The following is a 21919-nucleotide window of genomic DNA, read 5'->3' as shown; positions in this document are numbered from 1 at the left end:
GAAGCGTCTTCTGATTTACCATGTGGAACAACATAAGAGATAAGATTAAAAACGAGATAGAAGAGAAACTACCAAGAGAATTTCATAGGAAAATCCAAGGGAAAATACAAGAAAAAATACGCGACAAAACGTACGACAAGACAGGGATCACACGACAAAACAGTACTTTCCGGAAGAAAAGCGACAAAAGAGACGCTTGAGGAACCGGTAACAGCAGAATCAGAGCTTGCAAACAGCAGAAACGATGTTACAGCAGAATAGGATCAGTGGAAGAAGGAAAAAATAAAAACATTGGATGATGATGGCTCAGGAGGACGATATGAATACAGAAAACAAAAATTCAGATTACGAAGAACTGATGAAGTATTTAGAAGAGGCTCAGGCATATCAGACTGCCCTGATCCTGTTTGAGTGGGACGATGAGACGCTGGCTCCCGAAGCAGCAGGAAGCCGCACTGCCCGGATGCAGGGCGTGCTCTCCGCTTCTTATCAGCGAATCATGATGGATCCGCGGGTGAAAGAACTGGTGGACCGATGCTTAGATGAACTGGAGGAAAGCAGAAAAACGGTTTCGGACGGGAAAACGAAAGAAAAAGAACATCTGCAGACGGCAGAAAATGGAGCGGCATGTTCCACGAGGACAGATGATACAGAACTTACGGAAGAAAACATCCGCCGTGCTATCTTGAAAGCCGCAAAGCGCGAGATCGAGGAAGTCTCCTGCATTCCGCCGGAAGAATACCGCGCTTATCAGGAACTGACTGCAAAATCGACCCGTATCTGGACCAAAGCACGGAAAGAAAACGATTTTGAAGCTTTTGCGCCGGTTTTGCAGGAAATCATCGATTACCAGAAAAAATTCGCCTCTTACCGTCAGAAAGAAGGGCAGAAGCTTTACGATGTCATGCTGGATTCTTTTGAACCAGGTTTTACCATGGAAAGGCTGGATGAATTCTTTGGTCTTTTGAAAGAGCATATTGTTCCGCTCTTAAAACAGGTTATGGAAAGTCCAGTCCGCGTCCAGGACGATTTTCTGGATGGAGATTATCCGAAAGAAAAACAGCGCGAGCTGGCAGAGTATCTGGCAAACTATGTGGGCTTTGATTTTTCCAAAGGAGTATTGGCAGTCAGTGCACATCCCTTTACAACCAACCTTCATAACCGTGATGTGCGCATCACGACGCACTACAAATCCCGTGTGGATTCCTCGGCATTTTCCGTGATTCATGAGAGCGGACACGCCATCTATGAATTTGGTATCGATGACCGGCTGAGCCAGACACCGGCAGGGCAGGGAACTTCTATGGGGATGCACGAATCCCAGTCCCGTTTCTTCGAAAATATTATCGGTCGGAGCGAAGCTTTCTGGATCCCGGTATACGGCAAGCTGAAAGAGCTGTTCCCAGAGCAGTTAAAGGGCGTAGGGCGGGAAATGTTTGTCCGCGCCATCAACAAAGTACAACCGGGGCTGATCCGCACCGAAGCGGATGAGCTGACCTACAGTCTTCACGTTCTGGTTCGTTATGAACTGGAAAAAATGCTGATCGAGAAAAATCTGGATGTAAAAGGACTTCCGAAACTCTGGGCTGATAAATATGAAGAATATCTTGGTATCCGTCCGGAAAATGATGCAGAAGGTGTGCTGCAGGACATACACTGGGCGCAGGGATCCTTCGGATATTTCCCGTCGTATGCTCTTGGAAGTGCCTTTGGCGCACAGATGCTGGTACAGATGAAAAAAGAAATGGATTTTGAAAAACTTCTGGAGGAAGGACGGCTGGATGTGATCCGGGAGTATTTGAAAATACATGTACACCGCTATGGAAAGATGAAGACCAGCCGGGAAATTTTAAGGGATATGACCGGGGAGGATTTTGAGCCGCGGTATTACGTGGAGTATCTCGAGGAAAAATATAGGAAGCTGTACGCAATATAACAAACAAGAAATTACAGAAAAATAAATAGAAAAAAGACCAAAAGAAACAGTGGATTGCTACGAAAAAAATCCCGCTCAGTTATTATAACTGGGCGGGAAAATACTTAAACGATAACGTGTGCTGCTGGAGAATTTTCCAAAGTATTTTCGATATACTTGTTTATGGACATTTGGTGAGCAGTTGTGTAAATGAATAGTTTTTTGTGAAGCTCAGGAGAAAGGCGGATATTGAAGCTACCCTTAAAAGCAATCTCAGGCTCTTTTCCTTCAACTTTGCAGGTTTCCAGATAATCATCGATAGCGCTGTGAAAATCATCAAGAAGGTCCTTAGCACTCTCGCCTTCGTAAGAATCAGAGAACGAATGCCCATGACTTTTCCATAAAAAATACCATCTTCTTCGGAAAATTCAACGCTGCCGATATAGCCTTTGTACTGAATGGTGTTATTCATATGAGTCCCTCCTGTTCCAAAATTTCTATCAACTGCTTAATCTGATAAGATTTTAATTCTTTTTGTCCCATAATATATCCCCCGTTAATTATATTATACGCTGTGATCAAGAAAAGTGCAACTAATAATAGTTGCAAAAGGACGTTTTATACTTTGTTATTTTTTGTTACTTCGTCTCAGCATCATACTCTAGAACACATTCACCAGCACCCAGCCGATTCCGGTAGCGACAGCCACCGCTTTCAGCTGATACTGCCCAATCAAGATCCAGGAGAGAATCACGCGCAGTGTGATATGGCTGCGGAGCCGCTGTCTCCAAAGGAATTTGCGAAGCCCTCCACGCGCGTGGCAGCAGTGTAAGCTGCGATCAGGTCAGTGCCGCCCGTGTTGACAGCGCCCTGTACCAGCATTTTTCCGATGTAAAGGCCAGACTGGTGCAGCGCTGTGACGGAGCCAAAATGCAGGGTTTCCCGGAGTCTGTCCGGGACAAGCTGGCAGTCTTTTTTTTGAAACAGCAGTTCCCTATGACTGTGAAGCAGATAAACGATGCAGGCAGGCTGGAAAAACCGGTGCATACCCCAACAAGAGCGAACAAAAACAGATTCATGACCGTTCCCGCGATGCCGATTGCGGCAAATTCACCGGTTCCCGCGAAGCGGCCAATGACGAACGCATCGATGGTATTGTAAAACTGTTGCAGGATATTTCCGAGGATCAGAGGAAGTGCCAGGGTACACAGATGCCGGTAGAGACTTCCCTCAGTGAGAGATTTACTGGTTTGTGAATTCATAATAAAAACTCCTTTTGATGAACATTATTTTCTCCTGTGGTTTTGCCTGTATGCTTCCGCAGGGAACACCTCCGAATGCTTTGGCAGCAGGTTCCGGATTAGTAGAGAACCAGCAGAAATTTTTCTTTGAACTGAAAGATGGAACAGTAACAGCAAAATCACTCAGAGGCTTTTATTCCAAGATCGACCTTGGAATCGCCAAGTATCATTTTGAAGCAGTTACCGGACATAAGGTAAAATGATGGACGCAAAAGAACAGATTGAGCAGCTGGCGGCTGATTTTGAAAAAAGCAGGAAGATTCTGATTGCGCTGGGCGACAAAAACCGGCAGCACATGATCCTGGAAATGATGAAAATGTGAAACTGCTCTGGAGTGCGGGTCAATGAAATCACGGAAAAGACGCATCTTTCAAGACCGACGGTTTCGCATCACCTGCAGATTTTAAAAGATGCAGGGGTTTTGAAGGTGAGTAGGGAAGGAACGAAAAAATGATATCGATTTTTTGCTTGATTCATCATAGTGAAATCCAGCGCATAGAATACTGAAAAATGTGAACGGTTTATAGGTTGGAACATTGTTATGCCGACGAACCAGAAACTGGAAAATCTTTTGAATCTTTCCCTTGATACAAGCCCGGAGGAACGAAGCCGTTCCTCGGAATTAGAAACTGGATTTGACCCGGAAGAAAACACCTGGGAGCTGATCGTGAAGTACTCGGGAAATCTGGATGAGGTGAGAAACCTTGGCGCTTCCGTGGAGGAGATGCGCAATGAATATGCGATTCTTACTGTGAAAGAAAGCCAGATACCACTCATCAGTGCGCTTCCACAAATTGAATACATCGAAAAACCGAAGAGGCTGTTCTTTGCCATCAATCAGGCAAAGACAGCCTCTTGTGTGAATATTTTGCAGGAAGCACCACCGAACTTAAGCGGACGCGGAGTTTTGATCGCAGTGCTGGATTCCGGGATCGATTATTTTCACGAAGTCTTCCGAAAGGAGGACGGTTCCACAAGAATCCTGGAACTGTGGGATCAGACCCAGAATCGCATTTATACATCCGAAGAGATCAATACGGCTTTAGAAAGCGGAAACAGGGCTGCAGCCAGACAGATCGTTCCTTCTGTGGATGTGAGCGGCCATGGAACTGCGGTTGCGGGGATCGCGGCGGGTCTCGATTCCGGATATCGCGGAATTGCCTATGAAAGCGATCTTTTGGTCGTGAAGCTTGGGACTGCCAGACCCTGTGGCTTTCCTCGCACAACAGAATTAATGCGGGCCGTGAACTATGCTGTTTCGTTTGCTGCAGACCGGTTTTTGCCATTGGTGATCAATATCAGCTTTGGAAATACCTATGGCTCTCACGACGGAACCAGTCTTCTGGAAACTTTTTTAGATGACATTGGCAATTACGGTCGGACGACGATTGTGGTGGGAAGCGGAAATGAAGGCGCCGCGAGTGGTCATACATCTGGTATTTTGCAGATGCGGACAACAGAAACAGTGGAATTTACGGTTTCTGCGTATGAAAGCAGCTTCAGTATCCAGCTCTGGAAGTCTTATAGTGATCAGTTTGAGATCAGCCTGCAGGCACCATCGGGAGAACAGTTTGGTCCGTTTTCAGAAAATCTGGGTCCGGCACGTTTCCGCTACCGCAGTACCCAGATTCTGTTATATTACGGGAAACCGGGACCCTACAGCGCGGCGCAGGAAATTTATTTTGATTTCATTCCGGATGAAGGAAATTATGTGGAAGAAGGAATCTGGACGTTCTTTTTAAGACCGGTAAGTTTGGTGCGCGGACAGTATGATTTCTGGCTTCCCTCTGCCAGAGTTTTAAATACAGCTACCCGTTTTCTCAGGCCGACACCCGATACGACACTGACGATTCCGTCTACAGCATCGAAGGTCATCACGGTAGGAGCTTATAACAGCTATTACAATTCCTATGCGGATTTTTCCGGGCGCGGATTTACGCGCTTGACCAATCAGGTCAAGCCGGATCTTGCTGCTCCCGGAGTCGGAATCATGGCTCCGGCGGTGAATGGAGGCTACCAGTCCGTCACAGGTACCTCATTTGCGACACCGGTTGTCGTGGGTTCGGCAGCGCTTCTGATGCAGTGGGGAATCGTGAATGGAAATGATCCGTTTTTGTATGGGGAGAAGGTGAAGGCTTATTTGAGACGCGGGGCGAAAAAGCTTCCGGGGATTGCGGAGTATCCGAACCCGCTGGTGGGGTATGGGGGTTTGTGTGTTTCGAATAGCATACCAAAATATCTTGTCTAAAACTCTGTTTTTCCGATGAAATTCGTCTCTAGAAAATCCTGTACCTCCGCCGGCAGTCTTCCTTTTCTCCATACGAGGAGCACTTCTGTTGCCAGGTCGGCGCCTGTGATGGCGCATGCTTTTAAGCTGGAGGACTGGTTTTTCATGGATTCCGGCAAAATGGCTATGCCAAGTCCTTTTTCGGCCATGATCATAGCTGTACGTGCATCTTCGCATGCAAGATAAATATCGCAGATGAGTCCTGCCTGCTCAAAGGCAGAGAGCATATATTTCCGGTAGCGGTGGGATAAGATCAGAGGCTGCTCAGAAAGCTCCTGCAGGCTAATGGAACCACGGTTCTGGAGGAGCGGATCGTTGACATTTGCCATGGCAAGCAGGGTTTCCTTGGCGAGTGTACGTGTTTCGCATCCGTTTAGCATAATGGGGGTTCTTAGCGTTGTTACGTCAATCTGACGGTTTTCAAGCTGGTCTTTCAGCGTAAACGTCGAACCTTCATGTACATCGAAGCGGATCTGCGGATATTTTTTCGCGAAACGGAGTAGATAATCCGACATAAGGGAAACCGTAGAGGGTGTCATTCCGATATGAAGCGTTGCAGCCTGGGCAGATTTTGTTACCTCGCGTTTGGTAAGGTCGGAGAGCATCAGAAGATTTCCTGCCTGTTCGTAAAGGGTTTTGCCGGCTTCTGTCAGCTGTACCCGCTTGCTTCCGCGCAAAAACAGGGAAACCTGCAATTCTTCTTCCAGCATTTTCATTTGGTAGCTGAGCGGTGGCTGTGTCATATGGAGTTCCCGGGCAGCACCGCTGATCGTCCCGGCATCTACAATAGCACGAAAGTATTCTAATTGTCTGAGTTCCAAAATAGCCTCACCTTTCTATACAAAAAATATTTATTTCCCATATAAAAACAATAATTTACATATAGAATACCTCGTGCTATACTCAAATGCAAGAATAAAAAAGGGATGAAGGATTTATGAAACGAATCGATTTTGAACATGGCACGGTAACCGGCAATATTCTGGGAGCGGCAGTCCCAATGCTGGTAGCCCAGATGCTGAATCTGCTGTATAATATAGTAGACCGCATTTACATCGCCCGGATCCCGGAGGTGGGAACAATAGCACTTGGTGCAGTGGGATTGTGCTTTCCTCTGATCGTGATCATTACTGCATTTTCTAATTTATATGGAAGCGGTGGTGCACCGCTATTTTCTATCCGCAGGGGCAAAAAGGAAGAACGCGAAGCAAACGATATTATGAACACATCGTTTACCATGCTTTGCTTTACCGGAGTTGCACTCATGCTGGCAGGATTTTTGTTTATGCGTCAGATCCTGATTTTATTTGGTGCCTCCGAAGGAGCCATGGTTTATGCGCTTCCTTATATGATGATCTATCTGACTGGCACACTGCCGTCGATGATCGCGGTTGGCATGAACCCGTTTATTAATGCGCAGGGATATTCCCTGATCGGAATGCTTTCGGTTGCGATCGGTGCGGCTGCCAACCTTGTTCTGGATCCGCTGTTTATTTTTGTCCTTGGTTTTGGAGTACGCGGGGCAGCAATTGCTACCGTTATTTCGCAGTGTATGTCAGCGGCATTTGTACTGTTTTTCCTAACCAGGAAATCGGAATTAAAGGTGCGCTTTCTTAGAAAACATGAGATGAAAGCGTGCACAGGTTATGCGAAGGATATTGTCAGTCTTGGCACAGCTGGCTTTGTGATGCAGCTGACCAACAGCCTGGTAACGATCTGCTGCAACCATGTGCTTGGTGTCACAGGCGGTGATATTTACATTTCGGTCATGACGATCGTGTCCAGCGTGCGCCAGCTGGTAGAAACCCCGATCTCTGCGATCAATGATGGATCATCCCCGATTCTGAGCTATAATTACGGTGCCCGCCGCCCGGCGCGTGTCAGAAAGGCCGGAATCGTGATGGGGCTTATGATGCTTTGCTATACGGCCATCATGTGGAGCAGCATCATACTGGTGCCGGACGTTCTGATCCAGATATTCAGCTCCGATCCACTTCTTTTACAGGATGCGGTTCCGGCATTGAAGCAGTATTTTACAGCATTTATTTTTATGGATCTGCAGTACTTTGGACAAACAGTATTTAAGTCATTGAACAAAAAGAAGCATGCGATCTTCTTTTCGCTGCTCCGAAAGGTGTTTATTGTCGTTCCGCTTACTTATTTCATGCCTTATGCTTTACATATGGGGACGGACGGTGTGTTTCTGGCAGAACCGGTTTCTAATGTCATCGGAGGAAGCCTGTGCTTTGTGACAATGCTGTGCACGGTTCTTCCGGAGTTAAAGCGGATGGAATATCTGCGAGGTGAAAAATATGGAGAGAAATGATCAGTATCCGGGACTGGATGTCAGCCAGAGCGGAAAGTCATTGCGGTATCAGATCCGCAGGGCTGGCTATAATATCCGTGAAATACAGGATTACCTGCACCTTTCCTGTCCCCAGCCTGTTTACCGGTGGCTCCGGGGGAAAACACTTCCCTCTGTAGATCATTTATATGCGCTCAGCAGGCTTTTTGGGGTACATATGGAAGATCTTCTGGCCGGATGCGGGGAAAAACCGGTTTACCTGGAGGCATTTCACGGAAAAGAGTATCTGGTTTCTTATCTAAAGTATTTTCAACAAAAGACAGCATAATATCATAAATAAAAAGCATTGGACCATTTGTCCAATGACAAAAACGAACTGATGTTTTATCCTCTTGTCATAACCGGTTTGGGAATGACAGGAGGTTTTTTTATGAAAAAAGGAAGACTTATTTATGCAGACGAAGACGGAACCTGCTATGTGACGCGCAGAATCGAATGCGATATGCGTCCGGTAAGAAGCGGGTGTGGCATGCACATTGTTAATAGCTTTCGTTATGGTGGTTTCCGTTCCTTATACGAATTCGATTGTTTTGTAGTTCGTTTTATCCAGAAGCAGGAAAAAGAAAAGGCAGAGGACCTTTCCGGGCTTACGGCAATATGGCCTGAGTGTGAAGACCTTACGGAACTATTTGCCAGGCTGAATACGGAGGAATATTGTTATTTCATCAATGAGGGAGGGCAGAAGCAATGGCCGGGCGGCACGCTGCATCCAGACAGTATGCTGGTTATCTGCGGGCAGGAACCGGCAGAGGTGGTTTACCGCAGGACGGATGTATCGGAGCCACCGGTAGGGGAAACAGAGTTTGTCAATATCCTGGAGACATTAAGAATAGAAGAAAAGCTTCCGGTTCTGGCGAAAGACCATATCATTTACCTTCTGGAGCTTTTGATGCGTGACCAGGGAGGCGAGATTTCTTATTTTGTCCACGATCTGGACTTTGGAAGAAATTATGAACCAGGGCTGCTTTTAGACGAATTGGGAAAGATCGATCTAAGCTGCAGCCAGTCTCTTTACCAGGAGCTGGTGCAGACTGGCTTTTAGGATAACAAGCCGGCAGCTAGGTGATATTATGAAAAAATATAGTATTTTGGAAAGATGTGGTTGCATTTCCAACTTGACTGTGATATAAGTGTATTAAGATGATTAATACACTTATACAGAAAGGAGAGAACGCAGGAACATGATTCATCTGGATTATAAAGACAGCCGTCCAATCTATGAACAGGTAGCGGACCGCTTAAAGGAGCTGATGATCCTTGGTGTTCTGGAAGAGGATGTGCAAATGCCGTCGGTACGTTCACTGGCAACAGAGCTCTCCATCAACCCCAATACCATACAACGGGCTTATGCAGAGCTGGAGCGGAATGGTTTTATTTATTCCGTGAAGGGGCGTGGCAGCTTTGTGGGAAGCATCAGCAGGCTCCGGGAGCAGAAGCACCGGGAACTGGAAGAGAAGGTGGCAGCTCTTGCAGCAGAGGCAAGGAGCCTTGGTATAGATAAAAAAGAGTTTACCCGCATGGCGGAGGAACAGTTTGGAGGAGAGGAAATAGTATGATAGAGGCAACCAACCTTACAAAAAAATTCGATGATATCCTCGCGGTGGATCATATCAGCGCCAAGATCCGGGAAGGAAACGTATTTGGCCTCATCGGGACTAACGGAGCCGGGAAGAGTACATTTCTGCGCATGGCAGCAGGTGTTTTGAAGCCGGACGAGGGAAATATTACGGTCGATGGCATGGATATTTATGAGAACGAGGCAGCAAAACGGAAGTTCTTTTATATTTCCGATGACCAGTATTTCTTCGGGAATGCGACGCCACAGGACATGATGAACTATTACCGCATTGTCTACCCGGACTTTGATGTGTCCCGTTTCGACACGCTTATGAACAGCTTTGGCCTGCAGAAAAACCGCAAGATCAATACATTTTCCAAGGGCATGAAAAAGCAGGTTTCCATTCTCTGCGGAATTTGTGCGGGGACAGAGTATCTGTTCTGTGACGAGACCTTTGACGGCCTTGACCCGGTCATGCGCCAGGCGGTTAAGAGTATTTTTGCCAATGACATGGAGGAACGGAATCTGACACCGATCATCGCTTCCCACAACTTACGGGAGCTGGAAGATATCTGCGACCATGTGGGGCTGCTCCATAAAGGCGGTATCCTGTTAAGCCGCGATCTGGACGAAATGAAAATGAATCTGCATAAGGTGCAGTGCGTATTAAAAGAAGGAACAAGGCCGGAGGACATTGAGGGGCTTGAAATCTTAAAGACAGAGCGGCGTGGAAAGCTTCTGACTCTGACCGTGCGTGGGGAGCTGGGGCGTGTGGAATATCTTATGCAGAAGGCAGAACCTGTATTTTATGAGACTATTCCTTTGTCTCTGGAGGAAATCTTTATCAGCGAAACGGAGGTAGTCGGCTATGACGTCAAAAAACTTATATTTTAAGCTCATGCGTGAGGATTGGAAAAACCGTCTGTGGGCACCGGCTCTCATTGCACTTGGCTGCTTTTTCCTTTATCCGGTATTTCTGGTATTTCTGGCAGGAAGAGCAGTGCGGGAGTGTGAGACAGCGGAGCTGGGGCTTAAATGGTTTACAACAGAAGCAATCAAGTGGCTGTCTTTTGAGAATGGCATGACGGTGTTTGGGGTTGTCCTTGTTTCCCTGATCTGCGGACTTAGCAGCTTTTCCTATTTAAATTCGAAAAGCCGTGTAGATTTTTACCACAGTATTCCGGTCCGGAGGGAAAAGCTGTTTCTTGTGCATTACCTCGATGGAATCCTGATGCCGGCAATCCCCTATGCAGTAGCACTGATCGCATCTGTGATCGTGTGTGCAGCAAACGGAGTCGATATGGAGCTTTTGTGCGGGACTGCAGCCAGTGCCTGCGCATTTCACCTGATCTATTATATTTTGTGCTATACCACTGTGGTGATCGCGTCAATGCTGACCGGGCATCTGGTGGTGGGCTTTTTTGGAAGCATGGTGCTGATGTTTTATGTACCTCTGGCAGCGGTAATTGTAGAATCATTTTTCAACACATTTTTTCTGTCCTACAGTTATGAAAACTATAACGGGATAACCGAATCTGTTTCCCGCATTTCTCCGGTCATGGAATACATACACTCCATCTCCTGCTATGTGGATGGAAAGCCAGTCTGGCCTGCGGCGGGAGCTGCCTTTCTGGTTTCCGTGATCCTTGCTGCAGCGGCTCTGTTCCTTTACCGGAAACGCCGGTCGGAAGCAGCAGGGCGTGCCATGGCTTTTGGACCTAGCTGCCCGATCGTCCGTGTGCTCATCACGGTGCTGAGTGGACTTGGCATGGGTGGATTTTTGTGGTCGATGCAGAATTCTAACGGCTGGATGGCATTTGGCGTCATTTGCGGAAGCATGATTGCCCACTGTGTGATCGAGAGTATCTATCATTTCGATTTCCGAAAGCTGTTCGCACAAAAAATGCAGCTTGTATGCTGCGTGGCTGTGGCACTGGCTGTTGTGTTTTCCTTCCGCTTTGACTTGTTTGGGTACGATGCATACCTGCCATCTGCACAAAAAGTACAGTATGCCGCGGTGGACATCAGCAATCTGAACCGCTGGGTTTCTTATGGAAATGTGGAGAAAGAAAATGACGGACCTTATACCGTGTACACCTATGCAGACGAACTGTCTGGCAGTTATATTGCAAAGCACATGCAGTGCAATGACCTGGATACAGTGCTGAATATCGCAGCAGCAGGTATCGAAGAAAACAGACGGCTGAAAGAGCAGTGGAATGCGGCAGGCGGAAGGCAAATGGTTTATCAGGAGGCAGCGCAGCAGGTGGGAGCAGCTGAAACGGCCGCGCAGGAGGTACAGCCGGTTTATACCATGGCAACAGTCTTCTATACTTTAAAGAGCGGCCGTGTGGTGAGCAGGAATTATACCATCGATATGACAAAGAGCTATGAACTGCTTAAAGAATTACAACAGGACGCGGAGTACCAGAGTGGAGCCTATCCGCTCCTTTCTGCACAGCCGGAGCAGTTTGCCAATGTCCGCTACCGGAAGAGCCGTTCCAGCGGAGACCAGAATCTGAAAAACCTGACTGACAGCCAGCGGGCAGAATTACTCCATGCTTACCAGCAGGAGTTTGCAGCATTGACACTCGACACGATGAAAGAAGAAATGCCGCTTGGCCTGATCCGCTTTACCACAGAAGAAGAGGAACAGGCTATTGCATGGTGGAACCAGAAGGAAAACCGCAATCAGGCCGAAATGTATCCGTGGCGGTATTCTTACAGCAGTGATGTGCGGGACGAGGCATTTTATCCGGTATATCCTTCTTTTAAAAAGACGATTGCTTTGCTGGAACAGTCTGGCATATCGGTTGACGATAGCAGTCTTTCTGACAAGATCGTTTCCGTAACTGTGCGTGGCTATGTACCGGGAAGTGACGAATACCAGGTGATCACATTCACAGATCCTTCTGAGATCAGGGCGCTCGGAAATATGACCAGAAATGAGCGGATGCTGCATTATGACCCAATGTATGAGGAGGAAGACCTTACGGTAGAAGTGACCGTGGCAGATACCACGCAAAAAGCAGAAAATGGAGATGAGACCGAGAATACATACAACAGTTTCTTCAAAAAGGGAGAGATCCCTGCTCTTGTAAAAGAACGGATGGGATTTTAAAAACGAAAAGGAGTATCGCAGATGAAAGCGTAGTTGGCGCTGTGCGATACTCCTTTTGGATTCCATGGCATATTCATTAAAAATTTGCATAAATATGCAGATGGATAAATATACAGATGGAAAAAATCACATTAAGTTGGCTTCCGGCATGTTGCGCTGTTCCTCGATCAGGTCAGCCAGCGTGGTGTGGTCGACGACATCGTCGATGGCATCCTTTAATTTCTGCCAGACAGTCAGGGTGGTGCAGCGCCCGGCGTGTTCACAGTGGTTGATGTCTTCATCCAGACAGGAGACCGGCGCAAGGCTTCCCTCTGCAGCGCGGAGGATCATGCCTACCGTGTATTCTTCCGGTTTTCTGGTAAGCATATAGCCGCCCTGGGCTCCGCGGATACTCCGCACATAGCCTGCTTTGTGAAGAAGTGAAACAATCTGTTCCAGATATTTATCGGAAATGCCCTGACGCGCAGCTACCTGGCTGATCTTGGTGCACTCATCCGGATTCAGCCCGAATTCGATCATCATACGCAGTGCATATCGTCCTTTGGTTGATATTCTCATGGTTATTCCTCCTTGTATGCTGCCGCACACGTATATGTGTCCGACAAGTGTTACTGTTTGCGCATTACGCAGACAGTAACGGCAATCACCGTATGTCATTGTACAGGAAAATGTCAGGAATGTAAATGGAATTGGAAGTTTCTCATGCTTTATTTTTGATGCAGGATATGGTATACTGTCTGCAATAGTATGCACTGAAACGGGACCTGTTTTTTGTATACACATTCCGTCAGGAGGAAATGAACATGAGAGACGGCTTTATCCGCGTTGCGGCAGCCACACCAAAGATTAAGGTTGCAGATCCTGTCTATAACCGGCAGGAAATCTGCAGGATCATAGAAGAAGCCGGAAAAAAGGGCGTAGAGCTTCTGGTATTTCCGGAGCTTTGCCTTTCCGGGTATACCTGTAACGACCTGTTTTTACAGGAGGTTTTACTGGAGCAGGTAAAAGAAGAACTGAAAACAGTCGTATCATTCACCAGAAATAAGCATATGCTGGTATTTGTGGGACTCCCATGGGAGCATGAAGGCAAGCTTTATAATGTAGCGGCAGCAATCTGCAATGGCGGGCTTCTTGGCCTGGTTACAAAAACGAACCTGCCAAACTATTCGGAGTTTTATGAGCTGCGTCATTTTACTCCGGGTATGGAAGCTCCGGTTATGACAGACTGGCAGGATACCCAGGTGTCTATGGGAACCAATCTTTTGTTTACCTGCAAAGAATACCCGAAGCTGACAGTAGCGGCAGAAATCTGTGAGGATGTATGGGTTCCGTGCCCGCCGAGTATCCGGCATACGCTTGCAGGCGCAACAGTCATTGCAAACTGCTCTGCAAGCGACGAAGTGGTCGGAAAGGATTCTTACCGGAGAGAGCTGATCTGCGGGCAGTCTGCGCGACTGATCTGCGGCTATGTCTATGCTAATGCGGGGGAAGGCGAATCTACACAGGACCTGGTGTTTGGAGGCCACAATATCATTGCGGAGAATGGAACACGTCTGGCAGAGTCCAAGCGGTTTGCACCGGAAACGGTCTGCGCTGACATGGATCTGGAACGGCTGAACGCGGAACGGCGCCGCACGACCACGTACCCGGCACCGGACCGCAGCGGTTATCAGACGATCCATTTTTCCCTTGCTCCTGTGGCTGGAGCGGAGAACAGCAGCAGTTGCAAAAACGGGCAGAACCAGCAGGAAAACGGGCAGAACCAGCAGGAAAACGGACAGAGCCAGCAGGAAACTGGTCAGAGCCGGCAGGAGACCGGCAAAGCAGTTTCCGGCATGCAGGCTGGTGAAAAGCTGCTCCGCTACATCGACAACCGGCCTTTCGTTCCGCACGATACGCGGGAGCGAAGCCGCCGCTGTGAGGAAATCTTCACCATTCAGGCCATGGGACTGAAAAAGCGTCTGGAGCATACCGGCTGCAGCCATGTCGTGCTTGGAATTTCCGGTGGACTGGATTCGACACTGGCTCTTTTGGTAGCTGCGAGAGCATTTGACATGCTTAATATTCCGCGCAGCCAGATCCATGCGATTACCATGCCGTGCTTTGGAACTACGGACCGGACATACCAGAATGCCTGCCAGATGACCAGAAAGCTGGGGGCATCCTTAAAAGAAATTGGTATTAAGGCATCGGTGACACGGCATTTTGAAGATATCGGCCATGATATTACGGTGCACGATGTCACTTACGAGAACGGCCAGGCCAGAGAGCGCACCCAGATCCTCATGGATATCGCAAACCAGGTGGGCGGCATGGTCATCGGAACCGGCGATATGTCGGAGTTGGCGCTTGGCTGGGCTACTTACAATGGTGACCATATGTCCATGTACGGTGTCAATGTTTCCGTACCGAAGACGCTGGTACGCCATCTGGTACGCTACTATGCAGATGTCTGCGGCGAAGAGGAACTCAAAGCAGTGCTCCTGGATGTTTTGGACACTCCGGTAAGCCCGGAGCTGCTTCCGCCGGAGAATGGTGTCATCTCCCAGAAGACTGAGGATCTGGTCGGACCGTATGAGCTTCACGATTTCTTCCTTTACTATGTGCTGAGATTTGGCTTTAAACCTTCCAGAATCTACCGGATGGCTCTTCAGGCATTTGAGGGAGAATATGAGAAAGAAGTGATCTATAAATGGCTGAACGTCTTTTACCGCAGGTTCTTTGCACAGCAGTTTAAACGTTCCTGTCTGCCGGACGGCCCGAAGGTTGGTTCTGTGGCGGTTTCCCCGCGCGGAGACCTGCGTATGCCGAGTGATGCGGCAAGACAAATCTGGATGGATGATTTACAAAGCATCAAATTAAAGGAGAGTACAAAAGCGTGATCAGCAGTACAACCAATAAACAGGTGAAATTTGTGAATGCCCTGGTGAAAAAAGCAAAAACCAGGAGAGAGGAAGATCTGTTCGTGGCAGAGGGACTCCGCATGTGTTCCGAAATTCCGAAGGACCGCATTCACACACTTTATATATCGGAAAGCTTTAGCAAAACAAAGGAATGCAAGACGCTCCGGGAAGGAGTAAAGCATATTGAGCTGGTGACAGACGAAGTGTTTAAGAGCCTTTCCGACACGCAGACGCCGCAGGGCATTCTGGCATTGGTAAAGCAGTATCATTATACGCTGGATGAGGTGACTGGAAAAACCGCAAAAGAGAAGGCCACGGCATCCGGACAGGATGCGGATGGATCAGTACAAAACAGTACAAAACAGGAAAACCGGAAAAAGCCGGCACTTCTTATGGTGCTGGAAACGATCCAGGACCCGGGCAATCTGGGAACGATCCTTCGTGCAGGCGAGGGTGCCGGTGTGACCGGGGTAGTGATGGATGCGAACACCACCGATATCTATAACCCCAAGGTGATCCGTTCCACCATGGGTTCTGTGCTCCGTATGCCATTTGTATATGTGGAGGATCTGCATGAAACCCTGCAGGAGCTTAAAAACCGGAATATCCGGCTGTTTGCAGCCCATTTAAAGGGAAAACAGGCATACGACCTGGAGGATTACACCGGGGATACTGCATTCCTCATTGGAAACGAGGGCAATGGCCTGACCGATGAAACAGCCGCCATGGCCGACACCTATGTCCGTATCCCGATGGAAGGAAGCGTGGAATCTTTAAATGCTGCAGTGGCAGCATCGGTCCTCATGTTTGAGGCGGCGCGCCAGCGCCGGAATAGCCAGCAGGGAAACAACTAGCAAGGAAAACGCTGGCAGAAACATTGACAGAAATGAGATTGCCGGAATATTAAGCTCCGGCAGAACAAGACAATAAAATAAGGGGGAGTTGTTATGGCAGCGATTTACTGGCTCATCGCATTTGTGATCCTGGTGGGCATTGAGATCATGACCACAGCCCTGACGACCATCTGGTTTGCCGGAGGTACCGTGATTGCCTTTTTTGCGGCTGTTTTCGGTGCACTGGTTCCGGTCCAGCTTCTGGTCTTTGTGGTGGTCTCCTTCATCTTACTTTTCCTGACCCGCCCTCTGGCTATTAAGTATATCAACACTTCTACAGTCAGAACGAATGTGGACAGCTTAATTGGAAAAGAAGCAAGGGTGACAGCCGAGATCAGCAATGCAAAGGAGAGTGGAACCGTTTCGGTCCAGGGACAGGAATGGACGGCACGCTCCGCAGAGGAGGATGCGGTTTATCCGGAAGGTACCAGAGTCTGGATCCGTGAGATTCAGGGTGTGAAACTGATCGTAAGCAATGAAAAAGCGCAGCTGTAAGGCTGAGCTTGCGAAACACTTGTAAAAAAGCGTAAAGGAGGAATCATAATGGGTATTTTATTTATTTTTCCGTTACTGATCATCATTTTGGCGGTTCTGGCTTCCTGCATCCGCATTGTGCCGCAGGCGCAGGCACTGGTTGTGGAGCGCCTTGGTGCCTACCTGGACACCTGGTCTGTAGGTGTGCATTTCCTGGTCCCGTTTGTAGACCGGGTGGCAAAAAAGGTCAGCTTAAAGGAGCAGGTTGTAGATTTTGACCCGCAGCCGGTTATCACGAAAGATAATGTTACCATGCGGATCGACACAGTAGTGTTTTTCCAGATCACAGACCCGAAGCTGTATGCTTACGGTGTGGTGAATCCGATCATGGCGATCGAAAACCTGACTGCAACGACACTAAGAAATATCATCGGTGACCTGGAATTAGACCAGACCTTAACCTCCCGTGAGACCATCAATACCAAGATGCGTGCATCCCTGGATGTGGCAACCGATCCGTGGGGCATTAAGGTAAACCGCGTGGAGCTCAAGAACATCATTCCTCCAGCTGCTATCCAGGATGCCATGGAGAAACAGATGAAGGCAGAGCGCGAGCGCCGTGAGGCGATCCTGCGTGCCGAGGGCGAGAAGAAATCCACCATTCTGGTTGCGGAAGGTAAGAAGGAGTCTGCAATCCTTGATGCAGAGGCAGATAAGCAGGCTGCAATCCTTCACGCAGAGGCTGAGAAGGAGCGCCGCATCCGCGAAGCAGAGGGTGAGGCAGAGGCAATCTTAAAGGTGCAGCAGGCGAAGGCAGACGGCATCCGCTTCTTAAAGGAAGCAGGAGCCGATGCGGCAGTGCTCCAGCTCAAGAGCTGGATGCATTTGCGGCGGCAGCAGACGGCAAGGCAACCAAGATCATCATCCCGTCTGATATCCAGAATATAGCTGGTCTTGTGACCTCTGTGGCGGAGATTGCCAAGACAGCTTCAAAGCAGTCAGAGGAATAAAAGTGACAAATGGCTGACAAAAGGCGGAATGCAAAAGATTTAAGACAGGAAAGCGTTCCTGCCGGAATGCTTCAGTAAAGAAGTGTATTATAAAATTTATATACAAATTTATATACAGAGGAGAGACAATTATGAACTTAAAGGGAAGACATTTCTTAACATTAAAGAATTACACCCCGGAGGAGATTTTGTATCTGCTTGATCTTGCAGCAGAGGTAAAGCGTAAGAAAAAAGAAGGAATTCCGGTAGATAATTACAGAGGAAAGAATGTGGCACTGATCTTTGAAAAGACCAGCACCAGAACCAGATGTTCCTTCGAGGTTGCAGCGCATGACATGGGAATGGGCACCACCTACCTTGATCCGTCAGGCTCCCAGATCGGTAAAAAGGAAAGCATTGCAGATACTGCACGTGTTCTTGGACGTATCTACGATGGTATTGAGTACCGTGGTTTTGGACAGGAAATCGTGGAGGAGCTTGCGAAATATGCAGGAGTTCCGGTATGGAATGGCCTGACCAATGAGTATCATCCGACCCAGATGCTTGCAGACATGCTGACGATCCGCGAGCAGCTTGGCAGATTAAAGGGCGTAAAGCTGGTTTACATGGGCGATGCCCGCTACAACATGGGCAACTCCCTGATGATCGTATGTGCAAAGCTTGGCCTGCATTTTGTAGCATGTGCACCGAAGAAATACTTCCCGAACGCAGAGCTGGTCGCACAGTGTGAGGAATATGCAAAGGCATCCGGCGCTACCATTACCCTGACCGAGAATGTCGAAGAGGGAACCAAAAACGCAGATGTCATCTATACCGATGTATGGGTATCCATGGGCGAGCCGGACGAAGTATGGGAGGAGCGTATCCGCGAATTAACTCCGTACAAGGTAACTTCAGCTGTTATGAAGAATGCAGGTGAGCAGGCTATCTTCTTACATTGTCTGCCGGCATTCCATGATCTGAAGACCAAGATCGGCGCAGAGATGGGCAAACGCTTTGGCATCACTGACATGGAAGTAACCGATGAGGTATTTGAGTCTGCGCAGTCCAGAGTATTTGATGAGGCAGAAAACCGTATGCACACCATTAAGGCTGTTATGATGGCAACCATTGGAGTTTAAAGCATGGCAGGGCAGGAAAAAAAACGGAATCCGCGCAGCAGTGCGCTGGTGCTGGACCTGCTGCATATCGTGATCGGCATTCTTGTAGTTATCTGCGCCATTCTGGCATTTTTAGATCCGGAGGGGAACAGTATTCTGTTCCCCGTGATTTTCTGGCTTGCTGCCGTGTTAAACGGCGTGATGGGCGCATTCCGGCTAAGATACAGCGGACACGATAAAAAAAGGCAGGCAGGTGGATTCACCCAGTGCCTGCTGGCAGTGGTCTTAACGGTACTGGGTGTTTTAAGTGCCATCAGTATCTGGAGGTAAGGCTTGAAGGACAAAATTTTGAAATTTTTAAAAGAAGCAGATGGCTATATTTCCGGGCAGGAGCTTTGTGAGCGCCTTGGCGTATCCCGCACAGCAGTGTGGAAGGTGATCCGCCAGCTGGAATCAGAGGGCTATCAGATCGAGGCGGTACGCAACCGCGGCTACCGTCTCACAGATAATGCAGACATCTTAAATGAAGCCGAGATCCGTGCGGCAATGAAATCCCAGTGGCTGGGACAGCATGTTACTTTTTTGGAAGAGACAGATTCCACAAACAATGTTGTGCGCCGTATGGCAGAGCAGGGAGCACCGGAAGGCACGCTTGCCGTGGCAGAGATCCAGACGGCGGGAAAAGGCCGCAGGGGCCGCAGCTGGAGCTCTCCAAAGGGGAGCGGCATCTGGCACAGCTTTCTTCTGCGCCCTGAGTTTGCACCGGAGCATGCTTCCATGCTGACGCTGCTCGCAGCCATGGCAGTGCAGAAATCAGTGAAGGATGTGACAGGTCTGGATTGCAAGATCAAGTGGCCGAATGACATTGTGGTAAACGGCAAAAAAATCTGCGGGATCCTGACGGAGATGAGCACAGAGGAGGATTCCATCCGCTATGTGGTTGTCGGGATCGGTATCAATGCCAATACCTCGGACTTCCCGGAGGAGATCCGTGAGACTGCAACATCGCTGGCACTGGAGCTTGGGCATCCTGTGCGCCGCACCCTGCTGATCAACGGCGTAATGTGCGCGTTTGAGGAATATTACCGCATTTACCGTGAGACATTGGATATGAGCCGCCTGAAGGAAATATATGATCAGGAGCTGGTGAATGTAGAACGGGAGGTAAAGGTGCTGGCACCGGGCGGTGACTATACCGGGATCTCCCATGGGATCAACAACCAAGGGGAGCTGATCGTTGAGCTTTCAGATGGCACTATCCGGGAAGTAAATTCCGGTGAGGTGTCAGTAAGAGGAATTTATGGATATGTATGATGCAAAACATCTGTATGACCGCCTGAAGGTCGCAGAGCGTGAAGATGGGATACTGGATCTGGATGCTAGGCTTCGGGCTATGAATGGTCCGCTGCTTACCTGGTATGAGGAGCATGCCAGGGTCCTTCCATGGCGGGAGAACCCGGAAGGCTACCGGGTATGGATCTCAGAGATCATGCTGCAGCAGACCAGAGTAGAGGCGGTCAAACCTTATTTTGAACGCTTTCTCGAGGTACTGCCGGATGTTGCTTCGCTGGCTTCGGTTGAAGATGACCGGCTGATGAAGCTCTGGGAGGGCCTTGGTTACTATAACCGGGCGCGCAATTTAAAGAAGGCAGCCGGGATCATTATGGAAGAATATGGCGGAGCTATGCCGCAGCAGTATGAAGAACTGTTAAAGCTTCCGGGAATCGGCAGCTACACAGCCGGGGCGGTTGCTTCCATCGCTTTTGGCCAGCCGGTTCCTGCGGTAGATGGAAATGTACTCCGGGTCATCTCCAGGGTGACAGCCAGCCGGGAAGATATTTTAAAGGCATCCACAAAAAAATGGATGGAGACCCATTTAAAAGAAACGATGCCAGGGGACCGGGCAAGCCATTTTAACCAGGGACTAATCGAGATCGGAGCCATCGTATGCGTGCCGAACGGACAGCCGCGCTGCGGGGAATGCCCGCTGGCTTCGATCTGTCTGGCAAGAAAGCAGGACCTGATCTCGGAAATCCCGGTAAAGACCCCGCCCAAGAAGCGGCGTATGGAGGATAAAACGGTGTGTATTCTGGAATCCGGGGATCAGGTCGGGCTGAATAAGCGGGAGGCAACCGGGCTTTTGGCTTCCCTTTATGAGCTCCCGAACCGGGAAGGCCATTTAAAGCCGGAGGAAGTACCAGAGGCCTTTGGTCTGGACCCGGCTTCCATCGTGGAGCTTGAGGCTGTCGGACCGGCAAAGCATATCTTTTCCCATGTGGAGTGGCATATGACCGGCTACCGGGTACGGCTGAAAAATGGGATTCCAAAGGCTTACATCGCGGCTGGAAAAGAGGAGCTGAAAACAGTCTACGCATTGCCGAATGCCTTTAGCAGGTATACAAAGCTGATAGAATGAAGATAATGTAAGAGAGGAGCAGGGAATAGCATAGTATGTCTAAATCAAAACAGATGCTTCTGATCATAAATCCCAGATCCGGAAGGGAAAAAATCCGTTTAAAGCTTCTGGATATTCTGGATACCTATACAGGAGCGGGATACCAGGTACAGGTCTATGTAACACAGAAGGCGCTGGATGCCAGGGCTGCCGTGTTAAAATATGGTGCCAGAAAGGATCTGATCGTGTGCAGTGGTGGCGATGGTACGCTCAACGAGGTGATCTCCGGCATGATGGAGCTTCCAAAGCCTGTGATGCTGGGCTATATCCCGGCTGGCTCTACCAACGATTTCGCATCCAGCTTAAGGCTGCCAAGCAGATGCTCCCGGCTGCGGTCAATGCGGCATGCGGTGTTCCCTATGCGATCGACATCGGACGCTTTTGCGAAGACCGGTATTTTGTCTATGTGGCAGGCTTCGGGGCTTTTACAGAGGTGTCCTATCTGACCCCTCAGGACAAAAAGAACCTTCTGGGACATCAGGCATATATTCTGGAAGGAGTAAAGAGTCTTGCCTCTATCAAATCTTATCCAATGAA

Annotated in this window: 23 protein-coding genes and 1 pseudogene; 20 read left to right on the top strand and 4 right to left on the bottom strand. The window is 48.8% G+C overall.

What is annotated here, in order from left to right; all coding sequences use genetic code 11:
- Positions 1-319 precede the first annotated feature (319 nt).
- Complete coding sequence (locus DXA97_RS02910) at positions 320-1936, top strand: carboxypeptidase M32 (RefSeq protein ID WP_118718565.1); 1617 nt, start codon at positions 320-322, stop codon at positions 1934-1936.
- 104 nt (positions 1937-2040) lie between these two features.
- Here DXA97_RS02910 and DXA97_RS21835 read toward each other — a convergent pair whose 3' ends face one another.
- The gene (locus DXA97_RS21835; RefSeq protein ID WP_347561437.1) at positions 2041-2187 is read right to left on the bottom strand and encodes a toxin-antitoxin system HicB family antitoxin; all 147 of its coding nucleotides are present in this window, start codon (positions 2185-2187) and stop codon (positions 2041-2043) included.
- A gap of 567 nt (positions 2188-2754) precedes the next feature.
- Positions 2755-3177 (bottom strand): MATE family efflux transporter, encoded by a 423-nt coding sequence (locus DXA97_RS02895; RefSeq protein WP_118718513.1) that lies wholly within the window; start codon positions 3175-3177, stop codon positions 2755-2757.
- Positions 3178-3194: 17 nt separating this feature from the next.
- Here DXA97_RS02895 and DXA97_RS02890 point away from each other — a divergent pair, with 17 nt between their 5' ends.
- The 4 genes from DXA97_RS02890 (at position 3195) to DXA97_RS02880 (ending at position 5464) form a co-directional block, all read left to right on the top strand.
- The gene (locus DXA97_RS02890; protein WP_118718512.1) at positions 3195-3419 is read left to right on the top strand and encodes a nitroreductase family protein; all 225 of its coding nucleotides are present in this window, start codon (positions 3195-3197) and stop codon (positions 3417-3419) included.
- Positions 3416-3538, top strand: a complete 123-nt coding sequence (locus DXA97_RS21460) for a hypothetical protein (protein ID WP_279221120.1) — start codon at positions 3416-3418, stop codon at positions 3536-3538. Before DXA97_RS02890 ends, DXA97_RS21460 begins: the two co-directional genes overlap by 4 nt.
- Positions 3539-3550: 12 nt before the next feature.
- Complete coding sequence (locus DXA97_RS20665) at positions 3551-3670, top strand: ArsR family transcriptional regulator (protein WP_243107536.1); 120 nt, start codon at positions 3551-3553, stop codon at positions 3668-3670.
- 87 nt (positions 3671-3757) lie between these two features.
- Positions 3758-5464: a S8 family peptidase gene (locus DXA97_RS02880; protein WP_118718511.1), complete on the top strand. Its 1707-nt coding sequence runs from the start codon at positions 3758-3760 to the stop codon at positions 5462-5464.
- On the opposite strand, the gene DXA97_RS02875 is transcribed toward DXA97_RS02880, so the two are convergent.
- Positions 5461-6324, bottom strand: a complete 864-nt coding sequence (locus DXA97_RS02875; protein WP_118718510.1) for a LysR family transcriptional regulator — start codon at positions 6322-6324, stop codon at positions 5461-5463. The genes DXA97_RS02880 and DXA97_RS02875 overlap by 4 nt on opposite strands.
- 116 nt (positions 6325-6440) lie before the next feature.
- Here DXA97_RS02875 and DXA97_RS02870 point away from each other — a divergent pair, with 116 nt between their 5' ends.
- The 6 genes from DXA97_RS02870 to DXA97_RS02845 all read left to right on the top strand — a co-directional run bounded on the left by DXA97_RS02870 (position 6441) and on the right by DXA97_RS02845 (position 12547).
- Positions 6441-7829, top strand: a complete 1389-nt coding sequence (locus DXA97_RS02870; RefSeq protein ID WP_118718509.1) for an MATE family efflux transporter — start codon at positions 6441-6443, stop codon at positions 7827-7829.
- Positions 7816-8136 (top strand): helix-turn-helix transcriptional regulator, encoded by a 321-nt coding sequence (locus tag DXA97_RS02865; RefSeq protein WP_118718508.1) that lies wholly within the window; start codon positions 7816-7818, stop codon positions 8134-8136. Before DXA97_RS02870 ends, DXA97_RS02865 begins: the two co-directional genes overlap by 14 nt.
- 102 nt (positions 8137-8238) lie before the next feature.
- The gene (locus DXA97_RS02860; protein WP_118718507.1) at positions 8239-8910 is read left to right on the top strand and encodes a hypothetical protein; all 672 of its coding nucleotides are present in this window, start codon (positions 8239-8241) and stop codon (positions 8908-8910) included.
- 139 nt (positions 8911-9049) lie between these two features.
- Positions 9050-9424: a GntR family transcriptional regulator gene (locus DXA97_RS02855; RefSeq protein WP_118718506.1), complete on the top strand. Its 375-nt coding sequence runs from the start codon at positions 9050-9052 to the stop codon at positions 9422-9424.
- Positions 9421-10320, top strand: a complete 900-nt coding sequence (locus tag DXA97_RS02850) for an ABC transporter ATP-binding protein (protein ID WP_118718505.1) — start codon at positions 9421-9423, stop codon at positions 10318-10320. Before DXA97_RS02855 ends, DXA97_RS02850 begins: the two co-directional genes overlap by 4 nt.
- Entirely contained in the window at positions 10295-12547 is a 2253-nt protein-coding gene (locus DXA97_RS02845) for a DUF6449 domain-containing protein (protein ID WP_118718504.1), read from the top strand. The genes DXA97_RS02850 and DXA97_RS02845 overlap by 26 nt, the downstream gene beginning before the upstream one ends.
- Positions 12548-12673: 126 nt before the next feature.
- Here the strand turns inward: DXA97_RS02845 and DXA97_RS02840 are convergent, their stop codons facing one another.
- The gene (locus DXA97_RS02840) at positions 12674-13105 is read right to left on the bottom strand and encodes an Rrf2 family transcriptional regulator (RefSeq protein ID WP_118718503.1); all 432 of its coding nucleotides are present in this window, start codon (positions 13103-13105) and stop codon (positions 12674-12676) included.
- Between the two features lie 245 nt (positions 13106-13350).
- Here DXA97_RS02840 and DXA97_RS02835 point away from each other — a divergent pair, with 245 nt between their 5' ends.
- From DXA97_RS02835 to DXA97_RS21830, 9 genes and pseudogenes are all read left to right on the top strand, one after another.
- Positions 13351-15429, top strand: a complete 2079-nt coding sequence (locus DXA97_RS02835) for an NAD(+) synthase (RefSeq protein WP_118718502.1) — start codon at positions 13351-13353, stop codon at positions 15427-15429.
- On the top strand, positions 15426-16304 hold the full coding sequence (locus DXA97_RS02830) for an RNA methyltransferase (RefSeq protein ID WP_118718501.1): 879 nt from the start codon (positions 15426-15428) through the stop codon (positions 16302-16304). The genes DXA97_RS02835 and DXA97_RS02830 overlap by 4 nt, the downstream gene beginning before the upstream one ends.
- A 93-nt stretch (positions 16305-16397) precedes the next feature.
- Positions 16398-16838, top strand: coding sequence for an NfeD family protein (locus DXA97_RS02825; protein WP_118718500.1), 441 nt, complete (start codon positions 16398-16400; stop codon positions 16836-16838).
- Positions 16839-16886: 48 nt separating this feature from the next.
- Positions 16887-17827, top strand: a pseudogene (locus tag DXA97_RS02820) (SPFH domain-containing protein).
- Positions 17828-17958: 131 nt separating this feature from the next.
- Positions 17959-18948, top strand: coding sequence for an ornithine carbamoyltransferase (gene argF, locus DXA97_RS02815; protein ID WP_118718499.1), 990 nt, complete (start codon positions 17959-17961; stop codon positions 18946-18948).
- 3 nt (positions 18949-18951) lie between these two features.
- Positions 18952-19257 carry a DUF6637 family protein gene (locus DXA97_RS02810; protein ID WP_118718498.1) on the top strand — a complete coding sequence of 102 codons (306 nt, stop codon included), beginning with the start codon at positions 18952-18954 and terminating at the stop codon, positions 19255-19257.
- Between the two features lie 3 nt (positions 19258-19260).
- Positions 19261-20241 carry a biotin--[acetyl-CoA-carboxylase] ligase gene (locus DXA97_RS02805; protein WP_118718497.1) on the top strand — a complete coding sequence of 327 codons (981 nt, stop codon included), beginning with the start codon at positions 19261-19263 and terminating at the stop codon, positions 20239-20241.
- Complete coding sequence (gene mutY, locus DXA97_RS02800; RefSeq protein ID WP_118718496.1) at positions 20228-21343, top strand: A/G-specific adenine glycosylase; 1116 nt, start codon at positions 20228-20230, stop codon at positions 21341-21343. Before DXA97_RS02805 ends, mutY begins: the two co-directional genes overlap by 14 nt.
- Before the next feature lie 35 nt (positions 21344-21378).
- Positions 21379-21828 (top strand): acylglycerol kinase family protein, encoded by a 450-nt coding sequence (locus DXA97_RS21830; protein ID WP_347561429.1) that lies wholly within the window; start codon positions 21379-21381, stop codon positions 21826-21828.
- Positions 21829-21919 lie beyond the last annotated feature (91 nt).

This window comes from Clostridium sp. OF09-36, assembly GCF_003481985.1.
In the GTDB taxonomy this organism is placed as follows: Bacteria; Bacillota; Clostridia; order Lachnospirales; family Lachnospiraceae; genus Brotaphodocola.
This window is presented reverse-complemented; position numbering and strand designations above follow the sequence as displayed.